The organism is Mycobacterium sp. 1245801.1 (genome assembly GCF_001673055.1).
GTDB classification, from domain to species: domain Bacteria; phylum Actinomycetota; class Actinomycetes; order Mycobacteriales; family Mycobacteriaceae; genus Mycobacterium; species Mycobacterium europaeum_A.
Map to the genome: position 1 here is coordinate 19,038 of NZ_LZKY01000023.1, position 20,477 is coordinate 39,514.

Annotated in this window: 20 protein-coding genes; 4 read left to right on the forward strand and 16 right to left on the reverse strand. The window is 70.3% G+C overall.

Annotated features, from left to right (window positions below):
* The first annotated feature begins 11 nt into the window (after positions 1-11).
* From A5622_RS01215 to A5622_RS01225, 3 genes are all read left to right on the forward strand, one after another.
* A complete protein-coding gene (locus tag A5622_RS01215) occupies positions 12-1,145 on the forward strand; it encodes an alkaline phosphatase family protein (RefSeq protein WP_066876138.1) in 1,134 nt (377 codons plus the stop codon).
* Between the two features lie 85 nt (positions 1,146-1,230).
* Positions 1,231-1,686, forward strand: a complete 456-nt coding sequence (locus A5622_RS01220) for a hypothetical protein (RefSeq protein ID WP_066876140.1) — start codon at positions 1,231-1,233, stop codon at positions 1,684-1,686.
* Between the two features lie 122 nt (positions 1,687-1,808).
* Complete coding sequence (locus A5622_RS01225; RefSeq protein ID WP_066876142.1) at positions 1,809-2,768, forward strand: PPE family protein; 960 nt, start codon at positions 1,809-1,811, stop codon at positions 2,766-2,768.
* On the opposite strand, the gene A5622_RS01230 is transcribed toward A5622_RS01225, so the two are convergent.
* The 13 genes from A5622_RS01230 to dxr form a co-directional block, all read right to left on the reverse strand.
* On the reverse strand, positions 2,765-3,544 hold the full coding sequence (locus A5622_RS01230) for a 3-oxoacyl-ACP reductase (protein ID WP_066876144.1): 780 nt from the start codon (positions 3,542-3,544) through the stop codon (positions 2,765-2,767). The two genes, A5622_RS01225 and A5622_RS01230, sit on opposite strands and share 4 nt — an antisense overlap.
* Before the next feature lie 3 nt (positions 3,545-3,547).
* Complete coding sequence (locus A5622_RS01235; protein ID WP_066876153.1) at positions 3,548-4,912, reverse strand: aldehyde dehydrogenase; 1,365 nt, start codon at positions 4,910-4,912, stop codon at positions 3,548-3,550.
* A 1-nt stretch (position 4,913) separates the two neighbouring features.
* Entirely contained in the window at positions 4,914-5,723 is an 810-nt protein-coding gene (locus tag A5622_RS01240; RefSeq protein WP_066876181.1) for a gamma-glutamyl-gamma-aminobutyrate hydrolase family protein, read from the reverse strand.
* A complete protein-coding gene (locus A5622_RS01245) occupies positions 5,710-7,083 on the reverse strand; it encodes a glutamine synthetase family protein (protein ID WP_156752797.1) in 1,374 nt (457 codons plus the stop codon). Before A5622_RS01245 ends, A5622_RS01240 begins: the two co-directional genes overlap by 14 nt.
* A 41-nt stretch (positions 7,084-7,124) precedes the next feature.
* Positions 7,125-7,676, reverse strand: a complete 552-nt coding sequence (locus tag A5622_RS01250; RefSeq protein ID WP_066870371.1) for an alpha/beta hydrolase — start codon at positions 7,674-7,676, stop codon at positions 7,125-7,127.
* A gap of 129 nt (positions 7,677-7,805) precedes the next feature.
* A complete protein-coding gene (locus A5622_RS01255; protein WP_066876155.1) occupies positions 7,806-9,311 on the reverse strand; it encodes a cobyric acid synthase in 1,506 nt (501 codons plus the stop codon).
* A gap of 10 nt (positions 9,312-9,321) precedes the next feature.
* Positions 9,322-10,179, reverse strand: a complete 858-nt coding sequence (gene map, locus A5622_RS01260) for a type I methionyl aminopeptidase (RefSeq protein ID WP_066870276.1) — start codon at positions 10,177-10,179, stop codon at positions 9,322-9,324.
* A gap of 32 nt (positions 10,180-10,211) precedes the next feature.
* Positions 10,212-10,796 (reverse strand): DUF1707 domain-containing protein, encoded by a 585-nt coding sequence (locus A5622_RS01265; RefSeq protein WP_066876157.1) that lies wholly within the window; start codon positions 10,794-10,796, stop codon positions 10,212-10,214.
* 154 nt (positions 10,797-10,950) lie between these two features.
* Positions 10,951-12,765 (reverse strand): penicillin-binding transpeptidase domain-containing protein, encoded by a 1,815-nt coding sequence (locus tag A5622_RS01270; RefSeq protein ID WP_066876159.1) that lies wholly within the window; start codon positions 12,763-12,765, stop codon positions 10,951-10,953.
* A gap of 162 nt (positions 12,766-12,927) precedes the next feature.
* Entirely contained in the window at positions 12,928-13,782 is an 855-nt protein-coding gene (locus tag A5622_RS01275) for a GNAT family N-acetyltransferase (RefSeq protein ID WP_066870268.1), read from the reverse strand.
* Positions 13,783-13,835: 53 nt separating this feature from the next.
* Positions 13,836-15,014 (reverse strand): flavodoxin-dependent (E)-4-hydroxy-3-methylbut-2-enyl-diphosphate synthase, encoded by a 1,179-nt coding sequence (gene ispG, locus A5622_RS01280; protein ID WP_066876163.1) that lies wholly within the window; start codon positions 15,012-15,014, stop codon positions 13,836-13,838.
* A 16-nt stretch (positions 15,015-15,030) separates the two neighbouring features.
* Positions 15,031-16,245, reverse strand: coding sequence for an RIP metalloprotease (locus A5622_RS01285; protein WP_066876183.1), 1,215 nt, complete (start codon positions 16,243-16,245; stop codon positions 15,031-15,033).
* 20 nt (positions 16,246-16,265) lie between these two features.
* Positions 16,266-17,477: a 1-deoxy-D-xylulose-5-phosphate reductoisomerase gene (gene dxr / locus A5622_RS01290; RefSeq protein WP_066876165.1), complete on the reverse strand. Its 1,212-nt coding sequence runs from the start codon at positions 17,475-17,477 to the stop codon at positions 16,266-16,268.
* A gap of 120 nt (positions 17,478-17,597) precedes the next feature.
* On the opposite strand from dxr, the gene A5622_RS01295 reads away from it, so the two are divergent.
* On the forward strand, positions 17,598-17,852 hold the full coding sequence (locus A5622_RS01295) for a DUF2631 domain-containing protein (RefSeq protein ID WP_066870261.1): 255 nt from the start codon (positions 17,598-17,600) through the stop codon (positions 17,850-17,852).
* Between the two features lie 17 nt (positions 17,853-17,869).
* Here A5622_RS01295 and A5622_RS01300 read toward each other — a convergent pair whose 3' ends face one another.
* The 3 genes from A5622_RS01300 to rlmN form a co-directional block, all read right to left on the reverse strand.
* Positions 17,870-18,727 (reverse strand): cytochrome c biogenesis CcdA family protein, encoded by an 858-nt coding sequence (locus A5622_RS01300; RefSeq protein WP_066876167.1) that lies wholly within the window; start codon positions 18,725-18,727, stop codon positions 17,870-17,872.
* Between the two features lie 4 nt (positions 18,728-18,731).
* Complete coding sequence (locus A5622_RS01305) at positions 18,732-19,238, reverse strand: protein disulfide oxidoreductase (protein ID WP_066870256.1); 507 nt, start codon at positions 19,236-19,238, stop codon at positions 18,732-18,734.
* A 134-nt stretch (positions 19,239-19,372) separates the two neighbouring features.
* Positions 19,373-20,467 carry a 23S rRNA (adenine(2503)-C(2))-methyltransferase RlmN gene (gene rlmN / locus A5622_RS01310; protein WP_066870253.1) on the reverse strand — a complete coding sequence of 365 codons (1,095 nt, stop codon included), beginning with the start codon at positions 20,465-20,467 and terminating at the stop codon, positions 19,373-19,375.
* Positions 20,468-20,477 lie beyond the last annotated feature (10 nt).

The window sequence follows — 20,477 nt, forward strand, 5'->3', positions numbered from 1 at the left end:
AGACTGGCCCCGTGCCCGGTTCTCTGCGCGACGTGCTGCCCGCCGCGGCCACCCTGCTCGGGGTCCCGGGCGGCTCGCACCCACCGGACGAACTGACGGTGGCGGAGTCGGTGGACGCGGACCGGATCGACCGGGTGCTCGTCGTGCTGGTGGATGGATTGGGCTGGGACCTGCTCCCCCAGCTGGCCGGCAGCGCCCCACTGCTGGCCTCCGTGCTGGCCGGTGGCACCGGCCGACTGACCCGGCTGGACTGCACGTTCCCGTCGACCACGCCGACCAGCCTGGTGTCGCTTGGCACCGGCGCGCAGCCGGGCGAGCACGGGATCCTGGGCTTCACGCTCCGGGTGCCGGGCACCGATCGGGTGCTCAACCACGTCCGCTGGCGTGACGACCCGCCGCCCGCCACGTGGCAGCCGGTGCCGACGTGGTTCGAGCGGCTCCAGGCGGCGGGCGTGAGCGCCCGAGCGGTGTTGCCCGCGGTGTTCGTCGGCAGCGGGCTGACCGACGCCGCCTACCGCGGCGCCGAGCTGCACCCGGCGGATCCGGCCGACGACTACGCGCGGCTGGTGGCCGACGTGCTGCGCGCGGGGCCCGGGCTGGTCTACGGCTACACCGCCGAGCTCGACACCGCCGCCCACGTCTTCGGGATCGGTTCGCAGCAGTGGCATGACGCGGCGACCAACGTCGATGCGCTGCTGACCCGCCTGCTCGAGGCGCTGCCGCCGACCGCGGCGATGCTGGTCACCGCCGACCACGGCGGCATCAACGTCCCACAGCGGGCGCGGATCGACCTCGACTCCGACCCCAGGCTGAGCGAGGGAATCGAGGTGGTGGCCGGCGAACCGCGGGTGCGGTATCTGCACACCGTGCCGGGGGCGGCCGGCGACGTGCGGGCGGCGTGGGGCGAGCTGCTGGACGGCAGCGCCACCGTGTACGGCCGCGAGCAGGCGGTGGCCACCGGCATGTTCGGGACGGTCGCCCCGCACCACCTGGAACGTCTCGGCGACGTGGTCGTCGTCTGCTCCGGTGACGCTGCGGTACTGGCCAGCGCGCACGAGCCCCCGGAAACGTCTCGCCTGGTCGGCTTTCACGGCGGAGCCACCGCGGCGGAGATGGCCATCCCGCTCATCGTTTTCGGGCCGTAACTGCGCAAACACACACCGGGCTCGGATCGAGTTCACAGCTCGTTTAGACCGTTCGCCGATCTTTGCGCGCTACATTCGGTGCACTGTGGTTTCCCGGGGCGTTGGCGAGACTCGGCGATGGCAGGCGGCCATCGCGGTTGCCGCAGCGCTGGCGGCCTTCACCGCCCTGATCGCGGGTTCGGCGCTGCGACCCGCCTTCTCCGCGGCGGCACCGCCGGAGCCCGCCGCGTGGTCCGCAGGACTCGGCGCGGCCGCGGGACTGACGCACGGTCGTCTGCCCGCCCTCGGCCAGCCCGCCGTGGCGGCGTCGCGCGTCGGCGCGCCGGCCAACAAGACCAACCGCAAGCCGTTCCACAGCGCGTGGATGACGAAGGAGCGGCCCCTGACCTGGAACCGCGTGTCGGCACAATCGGTGCTGGCGCCGGTGCCGTTGTCGTTCACCCCGATAGGGTTTGCGCCCGCCGGCGCCCGATCCCGCGCGCCGGCGGTCACTTTGTCCGACCGAGATATCTTGACCCAGATCTGCGTCGCCCGTAGCTGATCGTGGCGCCCGGGCCGAGCGTGCCTCGCCCACCGGCTTGTAACCCCCGCGTCTATCTCGTGAAGGAACACCCTCATGTTTTCGGGCACAACTCACACCGCCACTCTCGGGCGGAGGCTGTAATGGATTTCGCGACGCTACCTCCGGAGATCAACTCCGGGCTGATGTACTCGGGACCCGGCGCGGGCTCGATGATGCGGGCCGCGGCGGCATGGGATGCGCTGGCGGCGCGGCTCTTTACCGCAGCGGCCGACTATCGGGCGGTGACCGCGAAGCTGGCTGCGGCCGACGCGGGCTTGGCCCCGGCGGCGCTCACCGCAGCCGCACGCTACGTCGACTGGCTCGAGACGGTCGCGGCCCGCGGTGAGCAAGCGGCCATCCAGCTCGCGGCGGCGGCGGGCGCGCATCAGACGGCCTTCACGGCGACCGTCTCGCCGCAGGCGATCGCCGGCAACTGCGCCCGACGACTCGCGCTGGCCTCGACGAATTGTCTGGGCCACCACAGCACCGTGATCGCGGACGCCGACGCCGAGTACGACGCGATGTGGGCGCAGAACACCGGCGCGATGTACGCCTACGCGCGGGCCGCGGCCGCTGCCACGGCGATGGCTCCCTTTCCCGAACCACCCGGCAATCCTGCTGTGGCCGAACGTAGTTGGGTCCTACAATCGGCACCGGACGTCATATCGGCCGGCGGCAAGGTGATGTCGGTGATACCCGACGCTTTAGCACGGCTGTCATCGTCACCACTGCAGACGATCGATGCGTCCCTGTCCCCGGTCACCGCGCCGCTGTCGAAGCTGAACTCGGTGACCGCACCGTCGGATTTCGCGATCGCCCACCTGAATTCGGTGAACAAGACGGCGGCCCTGCAATCGCTCTTCCCGAAGCCTGCCGCCACCAATGGCGTCGAGGCGGCCTGGCGCCGCGCGGCGCCGGTCGGTGCGCTGTCGGTGCCGCGCGCCTGGGCGGCCGCGGCGCCCCTGCTGCAGCGCTCGATCGACGACCGGACCGGCGAACCCATCCGCCTGGTCGCGATCAGCGAGCCGCCCGGACCGCATGCGGCCAATGAGCTGGGTTAGAGCGGGGTGACGTAGGCCGCGCTGATGCCGCCGTCGACCATGAACGTCGAGGCGGTGATGAACGACGCGTCGTCGCTGGCCAAAAACGCTACCGCCGAGGCGATTTCGTTGGGATCGGCGAACCGGCCGACCGGGACGTGCACCAGCCGGCGCGCGGCGCGTTCCGGGTCCTTGGCGAAAAGCTCTTGCAGCAGAGGGGTGTTGACCGGCCCCGGGCACAAGGCGTTGACGCGGATGCCTTGCCGGGCGAACTGCACGCCCAGCTCGCGCGACATGGCCAGCACCCCGCCCTTGGATGCGGTGTAGGAGATCTGCGACGTCGCCGACCCCAGGACCGCGACGAACGACGCGGTGTTGATGATCGATCCCTGGCGGGCGGGCACCATGTGGCGCAGCGCCGCCCGGCAGCACAGGTACACCGACTTCAGGTTGACGTCCTGAACGCGTTGCCACGCCGGCAGTTCGGTGTTCTCGATCAGGTCGTCGTCGGGCGGGGAGATGCCGGCGTTGTTGAACGCGATGTCGATGCGCCCGTGCGCGCGCGCCGCGGTATCGAACAGCGCGTCGACCGCGCCCTCGTCGGACACGTCGGTGGGCACGAACAAGCCGGACAGTTCCTCGGCCGCCGCGCCACCGGCGTCGGCGTCGATGTCGCCCACCACGATGGTGGCGCCCTCGGCGCGCATCCGCCGCGCCGCGGCCAGCCCGATGCCGCCGCCGGCGCCGGTGACGACGGCCACCCGGCCCGCCAGTCGTTGGGTGAGATCGACCGCCACCGCCTAGTCCTCCTTGATCGCGATGAACACGTTCTTGGTCTCGGTGAAGTGCAGCGGCGCGTCTGGGCCCAGCTCACGGCCCAGCCCCGACTGCTTGAACCCGCCGAACGGGGTGCTGTAGCGCACCGACGAGTGCGAATTCACTGACAGGTTCCCGGCTTCCACCGCCCGCGAGACGCGCAACGCGCGGGACAGGTCGTCGGTCCAGATCGATCCGGACAGGCCGTAGCTGGTGTCGTTGGCCAGCGTGACGGCGTCGTGCTCGTCGTCGAAGGCCAGCACCGTGACGACCGGGCCGAAGATCTCGTCGGTGACACAGCGGTCGGTCCGGGGTGGCGTCAGAACCGTTGGCGGGAACCAGAATCCGCGGCCGTCCGGTGCGGTGCCGCGAAACGCGACCGGGGCGTCGTCGGGAACGTACGACGCCACCTTGTCGCGGTGCGCCGCGGACACCAGCGGCCCCATCTCGGTGTCCCGAGACGCCGGGTCGCCGACGACGACGCGCGTGACGGCGGGCTCGAGTAACTCCATGAAGCGGTCATAGACGCTGCGCTGCACCAGGATTCGGCTGCGGGCGCAGCAGTCCTGACCCGCGTTGTCGAACACCCCGGCCGGCGCGGTCGCGGCGGCACGCTCCAGGTCACAGTCGGCGAAGACGATGTTGGCGCTCTTGCCGCCCAGTTCGAGGGTCACCCGCTTGACCTGTGCGGCCGCACGGGACATCACCTGCTTGCCGACCTCGGTGGACCCGGTGAACACGATCTTGCGGATGCCGGGGTGGGTGACGAACCGCTCCCCGACCACCGCGCCCCGCCCCGGCAGCACCTGCAGCAGGTCCGCGTCGAGGCCGGCCTGCACCGCCAGCTCACCGAGCCGGATCGTGGTCAGCGGCGTCACCTCGGCGGGTTTGACCAGCACGGCGTTGCCCGCGGCCAGCGCCGGCGCGAAACCCCACGACGCGATGGGCATCGGGAAGTTCCACGGGGTGATCACGCCGACCACGCCCATCGGCTCGTTGAACGTGACATCCAGGCCGCCGGCCACGGGAATCTGCTTGCCGGACAAGCGTTCCGGGCTGGCCGCGTAGAAGTTCAACACGTCGCGGACGTGACCGCCCTCCCACTCGGCCGACGCGATGGGATGCCCCGAGTTGGCGACCTCGAGGGCGGCCAGCTCGTCGAGATGGGCGTCGACGGCGGCGGCGAAGGCCCGCAGGCCGGCGGCCCGTTCGGCCGGAGCCAACCGCGCCCACCTGCGCTGGGCCGCCCGCGCCCGGAGCACCGCGTCGTCGACCGCCGCGACGTCGGCGTGCTCGACCGACCGCAGCACCTCCTCGGTCGCCGGGTTGATCAGTTGCGCGGTGCTCACCTCAGCTCACGCGTCCCGCGTAGGACCGCGCGGCGTCCACGATCGCGGTGAACAGCCGCAGATCGTCCAGCGACTGCTCCGGATGCCATTGCACGGCAAGCACAAACCGGTCCCCCGGCAGCTCCAGCGCCTCGACGACGCCGTCGCCGTCCCGCGCGCTGACCACCAGGCCGTCCCCCACTTTGTCGATGGCCTGGTGGTGATAGCTCGGCGCATCGGCGGCCTCCCCGACCAGCGCGGCCAGCCGGGTGCCCGCCACGGTGCGCACCGGCAGCCGGGTGAACACGCCGTTGCCCGCCCGGTGTCCGCTGTGCCCGAGCACATCGGGCAGGTGCTGGTGCAACGTGCCGCCCAGGGCGACGTTGAGTATCTGTGCGCCGCGGCAGATTCCGAGCACCGGCAGGCCCCGCCGCAGCGCGCCACGCAACAGCGCGAACTCCCACGCGTCGCGGTCGGTGCGGGGCGCGTCGGTGCTCGGGTGGGGTTGCTGGCCGTAGCTGGCGGGGTCCACGTCGTAGCCGCCCGTGATCACCAGGGCGTGCAGGCTGTCGAGAACCGAATCGACGATCTCGGCGTCCACCGGCTGCGGTGGCAGCAGCACCGCGATCCCGCCGGCCAGGATGACGCCTTCGAAGTAGTCGGCGGGCAGATACCCGGCGGGGATATCCCAGATGCCGGTCTGCACCCGCTCCAGGTACGTCGTGAGGCCGATCACCGGGCGGGGCGGGCGGCCACCGTCGGACAGTGGCGATCGCAAGCGCGGCGCAGCCGGGCGCAGCGGGTCGCCACCGTCGAACTCAGAGCCGTTCAAACCCACGCATCCTCTCCCAGTCGGTGACCGCCGCGTTGAAGGCCGCCAACTCCACCCGCGCATTGTTCAGGTAATGGGCGACCACGTCGTCGCCGAACGCGTCCCGCGCGAGCGCCGAGCGTTCGAACGCCGAGGCCGCCTCGGCCAGGGTGACGGGCAACCGCTCGACGCCGGGAGTCTGATAGGCGTTTCCCGCGCAGGGCTCCGGTAGCTCCAGGCCCCGTTCGATACCGTACAGCCCTCCGGCGACGATGGCCGCCACCGCCAGATACGGGTTGACGTCGCCGCCGGGCACCCGGCACTCGACGCGGGTGTTGGATCCATGACCGACCACCCGCAGCGCGCAGGTGCGATTGTCCAAACCCCACGCCAGCGCGGTGGGCGCGAAACTGCCGTCGGCGAATCGCTTGTAGGAGTTCACGTTCGGCGCATAGAACAGCATGAGCTCGCCCAGGCTGGCGAGCAGGCCGGCCAGGAAACTGCAGAACGTCGAGGACATGCCGTGCGGGCGGCTGGGATCGGCGAACACGGCACCACCCTGCGAATCGCGCAGCGAGAGGTGCACGTGACAGCTGTTGCCTTCTCGCTCATCGTATTTCGCCATGAACGTCAGGCTCTTGCCATGCCGGTCGGCGATCTCTTTGGCGCCGTTCTTGTAGATGACGTGGTTGTCGCAGGTGATCAGCGCGTCGGCGTAGCGGAAACCGATTTCCTGCTGTCCCCTGTTGCATTCGCCCTTGACGGCCTCGAAGCGCAGGCCGGCGCCGATCATCCCCTGCCGGATGTCGCGCAGCAGCGGCTCCATCCGCGAGGACGCCGCGATCGCGTAGTCGATGTTGTAGTCACTGGCCGGGGTCAGCCCGCGGTAGCCGTTGGCCCACGCCTGGCGATAGGGCTCGTCGAACACGATGAATTCCAGCTCGGTCGCGACGTCGGCGGCCAGGCCGCGCTCGGCCAACCGGTCCAGTTGGCGGCGCAGGATCGCCCGCGGCGACACGGCGACCGGGCTGCCGTCGGACCAACCCACGTCGGCGATCACCAACGCCGTGCCGGGCAGCCAGGGAATGCGCCGCAGGGTGGACAGGTCGGGCCGCAGCACCGTGTCGCCGTATCCGGTGTCCCAGCTCGACACGGCGTAGCCGCTCACGGTGTTCATGTCGACGTCGACGGCGAGCAGGTACCCGCAGCACTCGGCGCCGTGCGTGGCCACCTCGTCGACGAACAACCGGGCGTCGATCCGCTTGCCGACCAGCCGGCCCTGCATGTCGGCGAACGCCACGATGACCGTGTCCACCTCAGCGGCGCCCACCAATCGCTGCAGGTCCGTCAACGACAGCATCGCGGCGCCGGGATCGGTCACGGCAGGTTCTTCACTGGCCATGACCGTCAGTCAACCAGGCGCTACCAGGTGCTGGTGCGCAGAATGATCTCGGCGGCCAGTTGCGCCGTCGACTCCTGCACGCTGCGGCGCCCCAGGTGCACCACCCGGTAATCGGCGTAGACGTAGCGCTGGCTGGCCTGCGCCACGGCCCGGGCGGCCGGCGAGCTGACCAACACGGTGGTGCCGATCTCGACCGGCGGGCAGTGCCCGTCGGTGACGGCGCCCTCGTAGTTGGAGGCCCGCGGGTGGCCGCGGTCGATCACCACCAGTCCGACGAAGCGGCCCAGCCGCGTGGCGGTCAGCTCCCAGGCGAGCTCGGCGCCGGCGCGATCGCCCATCACCACGGCCCAGCCGATGCCCAGCGCGTCGAGGATGCCGATGAGCGACTTGGGGGTCAGCCGAGAATCGAAGCCGACCACGACCGTCCGAAGCGATGCGGTGTGCAGGCGCTCGCAGACCGCGTCGTACGCCGCCGGGACGCGGTCTTCGTCGCCCAGTATGACGACGACGACGCCGTTCTCCGGGCCGGCCACCACCACCGGCACGGGGAATCCGTCCAGGGTGGTCATCATCGAGGACACCCCAGCACGCTACAACCAAACGGCATCCGTGCGCGACGATTCTTCGGCATCTGGTACGCAAATTCGTTTTTCGGCCGCGTCGTCAACGGCGGCGTTCATACCGCGCTGGGCGCGAATGCCCTAGGGGCGCAAGGCGCTTGCCAGATGCGGTCGCCGCGGCGGGGGACCATCAAGCAAGCTGAGAATACCGTCGATGTCGAGATGGGATGCCAGCAAGTCGGCGGCGACATCGAGTTGCGCGTCGCGGCGGGCGGCGACGTCAACGTCACCGACCACGAATCCGCCGCGGCCTGCCGCGTCTGCGACCCGGCGCAGCCAGCCGCGCCGGAAGTCGTCGTTGTCGAGCAGCCCGTGCCAGTGGGTCCCGAAGACCGCTCCGCGCACCACACCCTGGGGCTGGGGATCGGCGCCGCACTCGAACCAGCTCGCCTCGGCGCAGCGGGTGACCCGGCCGTGATGGATCTCGTATCCGGACAGCGGCCGCTGCCAGCGGCGCAGGGTCTTGTCGACATCGAAGGCGATGTCGGCGTCCAACAGCCCGAGCCCGGGCACGCCCGTCGTGCCGGATTCCACCGGATCGTCTAGGCGACTGCACAGCATCTGAAATCCGCCGCAGATTCCCAGCACCGGCCTGCCCGCGCGGGCGTGCGCGGCGATCGCGTCGGCCAGGCCCTGACCGCGCAACCACGCCAGGTCCGCGACGGTGGCCTTGCTGCCCGGGATGACGATCAGGTCGGCGTCGGTGACGTCGGCGGGGTCGGTGACCCAGCGCACCAGCACGCCCGGTTCACAGGCCAGCGCCTCGACGTCGGTGGAGTTGGAGATCCGGGGCAACCGGACCGCGGCCACCCGCAACCACTCGTCGCCGCACGGCGGGGCGGGCGTGCCGATGACGCGGTGCGCGACCACCGACAGCGAGTCCTCGGCGTCCAGCCACAGCTCGTCGGCGTACGGGAGGACGCCGTAGGTGGGCCGGCCGGTCATGTCGTGCAGCTGGCGCAACCCGGGTTCGAGCAGCGCGGGATCACCGCGGAACTTGTTGACGACGAACCCCGCGATCAGCGCCTGGTCGTCGGGCTCGAGGACCGCGACCGTCCCGAACAGGTGCGCCAACAGCCCCCCGCGATCGATGTCCCCGACCAGAAGCACCGGCAAGCCCGCGGCCCGGGCCAGTCCCATGTTGGCCAGATCGGTGGCGCGCAGGTTGATCTCGGCCGGCGAACCGGCCCCCTCGCATATCACCGCGTCGAATTCGGCACGCAGGCTTGCCAATTCGTCGCCGACGATGACTGACAGCCGTTCACGGTGCCGCACATAGCTTTTCGCGCTGACCGTGTCGGCGACCCGACCCTTGATCACCAGTTGCGAGGTGCGGTCACTGCCCGGCTTGAGCAGGATCGGATTGAAGCGCACGCTCGGTTCCAGTCCCGCCGCGCGCGCCTGGATCGCCTGGGCGCGGCCGATCTCACCGCCTTCGACGGTCACCACGGAGTTGTTGGACATGTTCTGCGCCTTGAAGGGGGCGACGCGGACCCCGCGGCGGGCCAGCAACCGGCACAGGCCCGCCACCACCACCGATTTCCCGGCGTCGGAGCTGGTGCCCGCGACCAGCAGGGCTCCGGTCATCCGGCGAAAGTCATGGCAAGGTGAGGATTTCGACGCCGGTGTCGGTGACCAGCAGGGTGTGCTCGAACTGCGCGGTCCACTTGCGATCGCGGGTGACCACCGTCCAGCCGTCGTCCCAGATCTCGTAGTCCAGGCCGCCGAGGTTGATCATCGGTTCGATGGTGAACGTCATCCCCGGTTGCATGATGGTCGACACCGACGGCTGCTCGTAGTGCAGGACCACCAGGCCGTTGTGGAACGTGGTACCGATGCCGTGACCGGTGAAGTCACGAACGACGTTGTAGCCGAACCGGTTTGCGTACGACTCGATGACGCGGCCGACGACCGACAGCGCCCGCCCGGGCTTGACGGCGTTGATCGCGCGCATCGTCGCCTCCCGGGTTCGTTCCACCAGCAACCGGTGCTCCTCGGACACGTCGCCGGCCAGGAAGGTCGCGTTGGTGTCGCCGTGCACGCCGTCGATGTAGGCCGTGACGTCGATGTTGACGATGTCGCCGTCCTCGATCACCGTCGAGTCCGGTATTCCGTGGCAGATGACCTCGTTGAGCGACGTGCAGCACGATTTCGGGTAGCCCTTGTAACCCAGCGTGGAGGGGTAGGCGCCGTGGTCGACCATGTACTCGTGGGCGATGCGGTCCAGTTCGTCGGTGGTCACGCCCGGTGCGACGGCCTTGCCCGCCTCCACCAGCGCGCCGGCCGCGATCCGGCCGGCGACGCGCATCTTCTCGATCACTTCGGGGGTCTGCACCCACGGTTCGCTGCCCTCCTGGGCGGTGGGCTTGCCGACGTATTCCGGGCGCGCGATACTGCCGGGCACCGGCAGAGTCGGGGACAACTCTCCAGGGGAAAGCGCGGTGCGAGCAGGCATGCGACCAGCTTAATGGCAGGGCGGATGGACGCTCAGAGCCGCTGACGGCGCAGCAGCGAGCGCCGCGGCCCGCGGATGATCACCGAGCCGCACACCACCCGCCCGGTCAACACCACGTGCGGCCTGCCCTCACCAGGCGGGTCTTTGCGACGGTCGCTGGCGCTGCCCACGTAGACCTCGACGTCGTCGATGGACGCGCTGGCGCCGTCGGGCAATCGAATCTCCACGGAGCCGAATCTCATGTCGAGTTCGATGACCACCACCGGCCCCGCGAAGCGGGCCTTGGTGAGGTCGAGTTCCACCGAGCCCAGCCGGCGGACCAGCGCCAGGCGGGTGGGCACCTGCCATTCGCCGTGGCGCTTCAGCGAACCCGCCCAGCCCCGCAGCTCGACCCGGTCGGCCGCGGAGGTGACGATGGCGCCCGGCCCCGGCAGGTCGCCGACCAGATGGTCCAGCTCGCCGCGCGTGCGCGCGTAGGACACCAGCGACGAGCGCTGCTCGAACTCGTCGATGTCGATCAGCCCGAGTGCGACGGCGTTGTGCAGCCGGCGCATCGTGCCGTTGCGGTCGGCGTCGGAGACCCGCAGGGCCACCATGTCGCCGCCGGTATCGGTCATGTTCGCAATTTACCGCTGAAGCGGGCCGGGGTCGCCCCTGTCAGATCAGGGGCGATCGCAAGCGCGGCGAAGCCGGGCGCGGCGGGTCGCCCCCATCAGATCAGGGGCGATCGCAAGCGCGGCGAAGCGGGCGCGGCGGGTCGCCCCCGTCAGATCAGGCCAGGAAGTTCGGCGGCAGCGCCTCGAACATGAACTTGGTCATCCGAACCGCCCACTCCGAGCTGCCGCCCCCGACGATCAACGAGGCGAAGGCCAGGTCGCCGCGGTAGCCGGCGAACCAGGAATGCGATCCGCCCGGGAACTCGGCCTCACCGGTCTTGCCGTAGATCTCGCCGCAGCCGGCGATCTCCTTGGCGGTTCCGTTGGTCACCACCAGCCGCATCATCGGCCGCAGCGCGTCGATCATCTTCGGGCTGATCGGCGTGGTGTCCCCCTGGACCGCCGTCTGGCGGCCCACGATCAGTTGCGGCACCGGCGTCTTGCCGGCGGCGACCGTCGCCGCCACCAGGGCCATGCCGAACGGGCTGGCCAGCACCTTGCCCTGGCCGAAGCCGTCCTCGGTGCGTTCGGCCAGGTCGACCGTCGGCGGCACCGACCCCGTCACGGTGGTGACGCCGTCCACCGTGTAGTCGAGGCCGATGCCGTATTGGGCGGCCGTCTGGGTCAGGCCGCGCGGCGGCATCCGGCTGCTCAGCTCCGCGAACGTGGTGTTGCACGAGCTGGCGAACGCGCGCGACAGCGACACCACGCCCAGATCGAAGCCGCCGTAGTTGGGCACCGTGCGGTGGCCGATGTCGAGGTGGCCCGGGCAGCCCAGCATCGAGTTGGGCGTGGCCATGCCGCGGTCGACGGCGGCGCCGGCGGTGATCATCTTGAACGTCGACCCCGGCGGGAACAGGCCGTTGGTGGCCGGCAAACCGTCCGCGTCGGCCCCGCCGTTCTGCGCGATCGCGAGGATCTCTCCGGTCGACGGCTTGATGACCACGATCATCGCCTTGCCGCCCTTGTTGTCGACCGCGCGCTGCGCGGCGTTTTGCACCGTGCGGTCCAGGGTGATCGACACCGACGGCGCCGGAGACCCCTGGACCTCGTGCAGCACCTCGACCTCGACACCGTTCTGGTTGACGCTGACCACCCGCCAGCCCGCCTCACCGTCGAGCTGGTCGACCACCGCCTTCTTCACCGCGGAGATGACCGCGGGGGCGAAATGCGGGTCGGTGGGCAGCATTTCGGGCTGGGGGGTGACCACGACACCGGGCAGGTGCCCGATCAGCGGGGACACCTTGTCGTTGTCGTCGGGGTGCAGCGTCACCCCCAGATCCACCGGATGCGGCGTCGAGCTGGCCTGCTCGGCCAGCAGCTGCGGATCGTTGAGGGCGCCGTTGAAGGGATGCAGCACGTCGACGATGGCGTGCGCCGTGCCGGACAGCGCGGGTCCGGCCTGGGTGGCGTCCAGCGTGTAGTGGTACAGGTAGCCCGGCACCAGCACATCGCTGCCGCCGAGCTCGTTCACCGAAGCGCGATGCGGCCGGTCGGCGCGCAGCGCGAACGTCTGGTGCTCGCCCAACTTGGCGTGCAGCGCGGTGGTGGTCCACCGCACGGCCCAGTGCCCCTCGTCGCGGGCCATCCTCAGCTGGCCGTCATAGGTCCACGTGCGGTTCTTGGGCAGGTGCCAGGTGAAGCGGTAGCCGACCGTGCCGCTGTCCTCGGCGTACTTGGCGTTGAGCAGCTGGGCATCGAGGTGGGTTGCCTGCAGGCCGGACCAGGCGGCGTTGAGGGCTTCACGGGCCTCGTTCGGGCTGTCGCTGAGTTGCGCGGCGGTCGCGGTGTCGCCGATGGCCAGGGCGCGGAAGAACTTCTCCGCGGCAGGGCCCGGGCCGTCGGGCCGCGGCGTGCAGCCGGACAGGGCGACGGCCACGACCAGCAGCACGCCTGAGGCAGATGTGGCAATTGTTGTTCTCGTTACCATCGGTGCTGATGTTAAGAACTGTGGCCTGAACGAGGGCGCCGACACACCGAGACCGAACCGTTATGCGTGGATTGCGGACCATCTGTGCACCGAGGGCCCGGCCACGCGGGCGTTGGTCACCCGGCGTCCGGCTGGCCGGGCGCTCGCGGCGAACGTGACCGGCTAGTCGAGCAGCACCGTCGCGAAGGTGCCGATCTCGGTGAAGCCCACCCGTGCGTAGGCGGCGCGGGCCACCGTGTTGAAGTCGTTGACGTAAAGGCTGGCGGTGCGCCCGGTGCCGACGATCACCGCGGCCACCGTCGCGGTGCCGGCGGTGCCCAAGCCCAGCCCGCGCCACTCCGGGTGCACCCACACCCCCTGGATCTGGCCGACGCCCGGGGACTGCGAGCCCACCTCGGCCTTGAAGACGACCTGGCCGTGCTCAAACCGCGCCCAGGCCCGCCCCGCCGTGATCAGGCTGGCCACCCGGCGCCGGTAACCGCGGCCGCCGTCGCCGATGCGCGGGTCGACGCCCACTTCGCCGATGAACATGTCGACGGCGGCCACCAGATAGGCGTCCAGCTCTTCGGGCCGGACCTGCCGCACCCCGGGGTCGAGGTCGCAGCTGGGGTGGTTCGACAACGCCAGCAGCGGCTGGCGGTCGCGCACGTCGCGAGCCGGACCCCAGGCCGCCTCGAGCCGCTCCCACATCGGCATCACCAGGTCGGCCCTGCCGACCAGCGACGAGCAGCGCCGCGTCCCGCGCATGGCCTCGTCCGCGAACGCGCTCAGGTCGGCCGGCGCGCCGCGCAGCGGAATCAGGTTGGCGCCGGCAAAGCACAGCGATTCGTCGGCGCCGCGCAGCGTCCACAGTTCGCCGCCGATCGAGTTGGGATCGATGCCGTGGTCGGCCACCCGCGCCGCGACCATGCAGGAGGCGACGGGATCGTCGTCGAGCACCCGCCAGACGGCGGCCGCGTCGCGCACCACCGACACCCGTCGCTCACCGACAAGGCGGAACAGGGGCGGAGCCGACATAGGGCGAACTCTCTGTGGTGCGAATTCTCAGACCAGAACGTCGCTGGCCTTCATCAGCTTACGGTGACAACAGGTGAACCGCTGGATGTTGCTTCGGGCCCGTCGCCGCTGTTCATCTCGTGGCCCATTTCAGCGGCGATGCGCATCGCCTCTTCGATCAGCGTCTCGACGATCTGGGCTTCGGGCACGGTCTTGATCACCTCGCCGCGAACGAAGATCTGGCCCTTGCCATTTCCCGATGCGACGCCGAGGTCGGCCTCGCGGGCCTCCCCCGGGCCGTTGACGACGCAGCCCATCACGGCCACGCGCAGCGGCACGTCGAGGCCGTCCAGGCCGGCGCTGACCTCGTTGGCCAGGGTGTAGACGTCGACCTGGGCGCGGCCGCAGGACGGGCACGACACGATCTCGAGCCCGCGTGGGCGCAGGTTCAGCGACTCGAGGATCTGGATGCCGACCTTGACTTCCTCGACGGGCGGCGCCGACAGCGACACCCGGATGGTGTCACCGATCCCCCGCGACAGCAGCGCGCCGAAGGCGACCGCCGACTTGATGGTGCCCTGGAAGGCGGGGCCGGCCTCGGTGACGCCCAGATGCAGCGGGTAGTCGCATTGCTCGGCCAGCTGCTCGTAGGCGGCGACCATCACGACGGGATCGTTGTGCTTGACGCTGATCTTGATGTCGCCGAAGCCGTGCTCCTCGAACAGCGAGGCCTCCCACAGCGCGGACTCGACCAGCGCCTCCGGGGTGGCCTTGCCGTACTTCTGCATGAACCGCTTGTCCAGCGAGCCCGCGTTGACGCCGATGCGGATCGGGATGCCGGCCGCACCGGCGGCCTTGGCGACTTCGCCCACGCGGCCGTCGAATTCCTTGATGTTGCCGGGGTTCACCCGCACGGCGGCGCACCCGGCGTCGATGGCGGCGAAGATGTACTTGGGCTGGAAGTGGATGTCGGCGATCACCGGGATCTGGCTGTGCCGGGCGATTTCGGCCAGCGCGTCGGCGTCCTCCTGGCGCGGGCAGGCCACCCGGACGATGTCGCAGCCGGCGGCGGTCAACTCGGCGATCTGCTGCAGCGTCGTGTTGACGTCATGCGTCTTGGTGGTGCACATCGACTGCACCGAGATCGGATAATCGCTGCCGATCCCTACGTCGCGGACCATCAGTTGGCGCGTGGGGCGCCGGGGCGCAAGCGTGGGCGCCGGGGTCTGCGGCATGCCCAGGCCGATAGTCATGTGCGCTGCCTTCTCTCTACTGGAACAGCCGGATCGGATTCACCAGATCGGCGGTGACGGTCAGCAGCATGTAGCCGACCACGAACACCAGCACGACGTATGTCGCGGGCATCAGCTTGAGGTAGTTCACCGGCGCGGCCGCGACCATGCCCCGCGCCGACCGCACCAGGTTACGGATCTTCTCGAACACCGCGATGGCGATGTGGCCGCCGTCGAAGGGCAACAGCGGCACCAGGTTGATCGCACCCAGGATGAGGTTCAGCTGGGCCAGGAAGAACCAGAACGCCACCCACAACCCGTGGTCGACGGTGTCACCGCCGATGATGCTGGCGCCGACGACGCTCATCGGGGTCTGCGGATCGCGCTGCCCGCCGCCGATGGCGTGTACCAGCGCACCGACCTTCGTCGGGATCGCGACCAGCGCCTTGCCGACCTCGCCGGTGAGGTCACCGGCGAAGGCAACGGTGGCCGGGATCGCGGTGAACACCCCGTAGCGGGTGGGCGCCACCTTGACGGCGCCGACGCCGATGGCGCCGACCGTCGAGGGTTGTTGCTGAGCGCCCTGCCCGTTGCCCAGGTAGCGCTGGGTGGTGGTGACGTCGACGTAGGTGGTGATCTTGGTGCCGTTGCGCTCGGCGACGATCGGGACATTGCCGTGCACCTTGCGGATGGCGGCGGCCATGTCCTCGAAGGTCGACACCGGGGTGTCACCCACCTTGACGATGACGTCGCCCGGCCGGATTCCGGCCAGCGCCGCCGGCCCGGGGCCGGTGCAGTCCGCGATCTTTCCCGGCGCCACTTCCGGTGCCACACAAGCGGTTTCGCCGACCACGGCCTGGGTGGCCGGGTGCAGGTTCGGCAGCCCCCAGATGAGCGCGATGCCGTAAAGCAGCACCAGGCAGATGATGAAGTTCGCGGCGGGACCGGCGAACAGCACCGCGACCCGCTTCCAAACCTTCTGCTTGAACATGGCGCGGTCGGTCTCGTCGGGCGCCAACTCCTCCACCGACGTCATGCCGGCGATGTCGCAGAAGCCGCCCAGCGGCACGGCTTTGAGGCCGTATTCGGTTTCGCCGCGCCGGGTCGACCACAGCGTGGGCCCGAAACCGACGAAGTAGCGGCGCACCTTCATGCCGGTCGCGCGCGCGACCCACATGTGCCCGCACTCGTGCAGGGCCACCGAGATCAGGATGGCCAGTGCGAACAGCACAATGCCGATTACGAACATCATCTGGTCTCCCAGGACCTTTCTCACACCATTCCGGAGGCTTTTGCCGACACCTCGGCGGGCCGGGCGTGTGCGACGGAACGCCGCGCCCGCTCGCGTGCCCAGCGCTGCGCGTCGAGTACCTCATCCACGGTAGCGGGTGACACGGCCCATTGGTCGGCGGCGTGCAGCACGTCGGCGATGGTTTTGACGATCGCGGGGAACCCGACCCGTCCCGCGAGGAAGGCCGCCGCCGCCTCCTCGTTGGCCGCGTTGTAGACGGCGGTCATGCAGCCGCCGATCTGCCCGGCGTGCCTGGCCAACTCGACGGCGGGGAAAACGTCGTCGTCCAGCGGCTCGAAGTCCCAGCTAGAGGCCGTGCTGAAGTCGCAGCTGGCGGCCGCGCCCGCAACCCGCTGCGGCCAGCCGAGGGCGAGCGAGATCGGCAGCTTCATGTCCGGCGGGCTGGCCTGGGCCAGGGTAGAGCCGTCGATGAAGGTGACCATCGAATGAACAATCGACTGGGGGTGCACCACGACCTCGATGCGGTCATAGGGAATGCCGAACAGCAGGTGGGTCTCGATGAGTTCGAGCCCCTTGTTGACCAGCGAGGCCGAGTTCAGTGTGTTCATCGGGCCCATCGACCACGTCGGGTGGGCGCCCGCCTGCTCCGGGGTGACGTCCTCCAGCTGGGCGGCGGTCCAGCCGCGGAACGGGCCGCCGGAGGCGGTCAGCACCAGCTTGGCGACCTCGTCGGGGGCCCCGCCGCGCAGGCACTGGGCCAGCGCGGAGTGTTCGGAATCGACGGGCACGATCTGCCCCGGCTTGGCGGCCCGGAGCACCAGCGGACCGCCGGCGATCAGCGATTCCTTGTTGGCCAGCGCCAGCCGGGCGCCCGACTCCAGCGCGGCCAGCGTCGGCCGCAGGCCCAGCGCGCCCACCAGCGCGTTGAGCACGACGTCGGCCTCGGTCTCCTGCACCAGCCGGGTGGCCGCGTCGGACCCGCAGAACGGGATGTCACCGACCCGCTGCGCCGCGCGCTCGTCGGCGACCGCGACGTTGGTCACGCCGGTCTCGGCGCGCTGCCGCAACAGGGTGTCCAGGTTGGCACCGCCCGCGGCCAGGCCGACCACCTCGAAGCGGTCCGGGTTGGCGGCGATGACGTCCAGCGCCTGGGTGCCGATGGAGCCGGTGCTGCCGAGCACCAGGACGCGCAGCCGGTCGCGCGTTTGCCCGTCGGTCGTCGGGTTGGTCACTCATTCATTGTGCCGCCCGGCACCGACCGGGGCCATCCGCCGGACCGCGGCCGTCGAGCCAGGCGGGGGTATGCCAGAATTTGGGTTCGACAAGCCAATCCGATCCGAAGGGGATTCGCCGTGGCCAGTACCGAGGTGGAGCGCTTCACCGGCGTCGACGACGTCGAGGTGCCGTCGGCAGCGTGGGGTTGGAGCAGGATCAATCACCGGACCTGGCACATCGCCGGCCTGATCGGCTTCGGATTCCTGCTGGCGATGCTGCGCGGCAACCATGTCGGCCACATCGAGAACTGGTTCCTGATCGGGTTTGCCGCGCTGATCCTCGTGGCGCTGATCCGCGACCTGTGGGGCCGCCGCCGCGGCTGGATCAGGTAGCCGGCCGCGCGTTTGCCCTAGCGGCGCACCCGGCGATGCCAGGCGCCCCCGATCACCACGGCCGTCAATGCGAACACGGCCACCAGCCACGGCCACATCCCGTGCTGATGCACCCAGCCGGCCATCGCGCCCTGTAGCCGCCCGGCCGCGGTGATCACCGCGTCCCGCGGGTCGCCGCCGGCGCCGAACAGTCGCACCTCGTAACCGCCGTAATAGGCCACGTACAGCCCGACCAGCACCAGCAACGCGCCACCGATCCGGTTGACGAACGGCAGGAGCCGGCGCAACCGGTCCACCAGCGCCGTGCTCGCCGTGGCCGCGGCGACCGCCAGCACCCCGACCACCAGGGTCAGCCCCGCGCTGTAGGCGAGATAGATCGCCACCCCGGTGACGAGCGATCCCCCGCGTAAGCCGGCCGCCGTGACGGCCAGGAACGGCCCGACGGTGCACGACAGCGAGGCGATCGCGTAGCTGATGCCGTAGCCGTACATGGAGCCCAGCCGCGCGGTGGGCGCCCACCGCGGGCCCAGCGGTCGTGGGGTCAGGGCCGACAGTCCCCGGCCCGCCAGCAGCCACGCCCCGAGCCCGATCAGCACCACACCCACGCCCACGGTGGCGTACGGCAGGAACCGCTGCACGGTGCTCGCCGCCGAGACGGTCAGGGCGCCGAACGCGCCGAACACCGTCAGGAAGCCCAGCGCCATCCCCGCGGTGGCCGCCAGCGCACGCCCGGCCGCCGCCGCACCCGAGACCGCCCCCGAACCCTGGCCGCGCACCACCAGCAGCAGGTAGCCGGGCAGCATGGCAAAACCGCACGGGTTCAGCGCGGCCACCGATCCGGCGGCGAAGGCCAGGCCGACCAGACCCTGGTCCACCGGGTCAGGACCTCAGGGCCGAGACCCGGTCGGAAAGCTCCTGCTGGGACATCGCCGAGGTCGGGTTGTTGACGAACGTCGAGCTGCCGTCGGCGCGGTAGAACACGTAGGCGGGCTGCCAGGGGACGTTGTAGCGGGCCCAGATCGAGCCGTCGGCGTCGTTGAGGTTGGTGAATCTCAGGCCGTACTTGGAGACGAAGTTCTGTTCCGCGCCGACATCCGAGTGACCGGCGACGCCGACGAAGGTGACGCCGGGATTGGCGGCCGCCACCTGGCTGACGCCTGGGGCCTCGGCGTTGCAGAACGGGCAAAACGGCGCCCAGAACCACAACACCGCGGGTCTGCCCTGCAAGCTGGCGCCGTTGAACGGCGCACCAGCCAGGGTCGTGCCGCTGAATTGCAGCCGGTCATCGGCGGCGGCCGCGCGCGGCGCGCCACCGAGCACCACTATCAGTGCCGCGGCGATGAGGGCCGCGACAAACAACTTGAGCGGAGAGAACAAGCGGATCACGGCACACCCCCGGGTTGCTGAAGTTATGCCTTTAAGACGTGCGCGTCGCCCTGCGGGTTCACCCGACGGCCGCGCGCTACCCGCCTTCGGCGGCCAGCTGTCCGCACGCTGGTGCCTGATCGCCTGCGCTCCAGCTACCCGCCTTCGGCGGCCAGCTGTCCGCACGCGGCGCTGATCTCGCGGCCGCGCGTGTCGCGCACCGTGCAGGAAACGCCTTTGGCGCGGACGCGCCGGACGAACTCCCGCTCGACCGGCTTGGGGCTGGCGTCCCACTCACTACCCGGGGTGGGGTTGAGTGGAATCAGGTTCACGTGCACCAGCGGGCCGAGCGCGCGATGCAGCCGCTGCCCCAAAAGGTCTGCGCGCCAAGGCTGATCGTTGACGTCGCGGATCAACGCGTACTCCACCGACACCCGCCTGCCCGTGACGTCGGCGTAATGCCGCGCGGCGTCGAGGGCTTCGGTGATCTTCCACCGGTTGTTCACCGGCACCAGGGTGTCGCGCAGTTCGTCGTCGGGCGCGTGCAACGACAGCGCCAACGTCACCCCGAGCCGTTCGTCGGCGAGCTTGCGGATGGCGGGCGCCAGCCCCACCGTCGACACGGTCACCGAACGGGCCGAGATGCCGAAACCGTGGGGCGGCGCGGCGGTGATGCGCCGCACCGCGGCCACCACGCGGGCGTAATTGGCCAGCGGCTCCCCCATGCCCATGAACACCACGTTGGACAGCCGGTCCCCGAAGTCGTCGCGCAGGGCCGCGGCGCCGGCGCGGACCTGCTCGAGGATCTCCGCCGTCGACAGGTTGCGAGTCAGCCCGCCCTGACCGGTCGCGCAGAACGGACACGCCATGCCGCAACCGGCCTGCGACGAAATGCACACCGTGTTGCGTTGCGGGTAACGCATCAGCACCGACTCGACGGTGACCCCATCGAGGGCCCGCCACAACGTCTTTCGCGTCTGGCCTGCGTCGCAGGTCACCTCGGCGGCCGCGGTGAGCAGGATCGGGAACATCGTCTCGGCGAGGGCGTCGCGCAGGCCCGCCGGAAGGTCGGTCATCTGCCGCGGGTCGGCGATCAGCCGCGCGTAGTACTGATGCGCCAGCTGCTTGGCGCGAAACGCCGGCAGGCCCAGCTCGGTGACGGCGGCCGTGCGACCGTCCTCGTCGAGGTCGGCCAGGTGCCGCGGCGGCCTGCCGGGACGCGGCTCGGAGAAAACCAGTTGTGCAACCATGACCTGTCCA